Annotated in this window: 2 protein-coding genes and 1 pseudogene; all 3 read right to left on the bottom strand. The window is 60.2% G+C overall.

All coding sequences use genetic code 11. The features are described from left to right. Positions 1-345: pseudogene (locus EN939_RS32795) on the bottom strand (tail fiber domain-containing protein); the annotation flags it as partial. 12 nt (positions 346-357) lie between these two features. Further along, complete coding sequence (locus EN939_RS32790) at positions 358-843, bottom strand: GNAT family N-acetyltransferase (protein WP_164748982.1); 486 nt, start codon at positions 841-843, stop codon at positions 358-360. Then, positions 809-1,714, bottom strand: a complete 906-nt coding sequence (locus tag EN939_RS32785) for a hypothetical protein (RefSeq protein WP_164751448.1) — start codon at positions 1,712-1,714, stop codon at positions 809-811. Before EN939_RS32785 ends, EN939_RS32790 begins: the two co-directional genes overlap by 35 nt. Positions 1,715-1,767 lie beyond the last annotated feature (53 nt).

Below are 1,767 nucleotides of genomic sequence, written 5' to 3'. Positions count from 1 at the left end.
GGACAGGTCGACCGGCTTGGCGAGCCAATCCTTCAGAAACGACGATTGGCCGGCCGCCAGTTCGCCCAGGTTCAGCTTTGCCTGGTCGGTCTGGTCTTTAATCGCCTGACCGGTTCCCGACAACGTTTGCGTGGCCGTGTAGGTCGGGATGTCATAGGACTTGCCCGTGTAGGGATCATTCCATTTGTACGTTCCCGTCTGGGAATAGTTCAGCGAGCCATCGGGCGTCACCTGATTGACGTTGCCGAGGTTGGCATTCGCAATCGCGGTGCCGACGTTCGTTGCGGTCGACGCTGCTGATGTCTCTTTCGGGTCGGGCGGCGCGGGAGCGTCTGGGGCACACATGGTCAGGGTCTCCTAGAGAAAATAGGTCATGGCGATTGCCGACCGCTTGAAGCCCACGCGCTCGCACATCTTTGCAACGCGTAGATCGGTGGCGATGGTGACGTGCGCCCTGACGCAGCCGCGCGCTTTCAGTTCAGTCAGAATATGCTTGGTGAAGCGGCGGCCGATGCCGTTGCGATGGTCCGGCCGCATGTAAATCGTGTCTTCTTGGGCGATCATCTCGGAATTGTGCATGTCCTGGGTGATCCAGATGAAGGCGTACCCCACGGCCTCGCCATCGCCGGTCCTGACCAGAAAGCAGAGCAGATGCCCGGCGGCGCCGTAGACGTTCAGGCGCGGCTTGAATTCGCCGATCGTCATCCCTTCGCCAGCCATCCGAGCTTGCATCTCGCCATAGTGAGTCCGGCACATGGGTTCCAGCTCGGGCCATGCGGCGTTGAAATTCTCGATACTGATGGCGTAGTCAGACAACGACGCCTCCCGTTTCAAAAGTGACATCGAGCTGAACGAATTCGGTGACTGGGCGCTGGTTCAGAAATCCGGTGATTTGCAGTTGCGGCTGCATGACATATCCGGTCTTGCCGATCGAAATCCATTGCCCGCCGCCTACCGATGCAACAGGCTGCGCCTGGTCCCACTTCGCGACATCCCACTGGCCCGAATCCCACAGGTCCGCCGTGCCGCCATCCGCCGCCGGAGGGGCTGGCGGCAGACTGACGGAATAGTTGACCGAGAAAGAGATTTTCGGGCTGTAGGGCGTGGCGCTGAGAAAGGTCGGGCGCGCCTGGTGAACGGTCTTCAAGCCGCCCAGAGACTTCATGTGATCCGGGTTGCCGACATAGGTATAGTAAATCGGCAAGCCGTTATCATTGCCCGCAATCTCGGCCTCGAAAACCGTGCCGTCATTGGTACCGAAATAGAGGCGGCTGTCATGCAGTTCGATGCAGCGCGTGGCCCATCCGACGAACTTACACCAAGCCCCGGTTTCGAGATTGACGACGAACGACCATGCTTCCTGTCCGGCCGCCGTCACCGGCAACGCGACAATCGCATAGTTCATGTCCGGCCACTTGATGATCTCCCACGGCAGGGAAAGCCGGCGAGCAGCCTCACGCTTCCAATCCGGTTCGATATTGCGGGAGATAGCCGCAAGCGACAGCGCCGCCGCGTCTTTGTTGATGGCGGCTGAGATCGGCACCAGGCCTTCTTTGGTGGCCACGATCAGATCGCCGCCGGCTCGCATCGTACCACGCTTGCCCATCGGGTCCGTCAGATCGTAGCGGCCGACCAAGTTCCATTCCGCCGCAGTCGCACCAGCGGGGTTTGATCCTTCAAAGATTGCTGCCTCGCCTTCCGTGGTGACGAACACGCATTTGTCGTCGATGCCGTCGCCGGCATCGACGACAAATGCGTGTTCGTCAC

It is taken from the genome of Mesorhizobium sp. M7A.F.Ca.CA.002.05.1.1, assembly GCF_003998335.1.
GTDB lineage: Bacteria > Pseudomonadota > Alphaproteobacteria > Rhizobiales > Rhizobiaceae > Mesorhizobium.
Note: the sequence above shows the minus strand (reverse complement) of the source record. Positions and strands in the feature narration are given on the sequence as shown.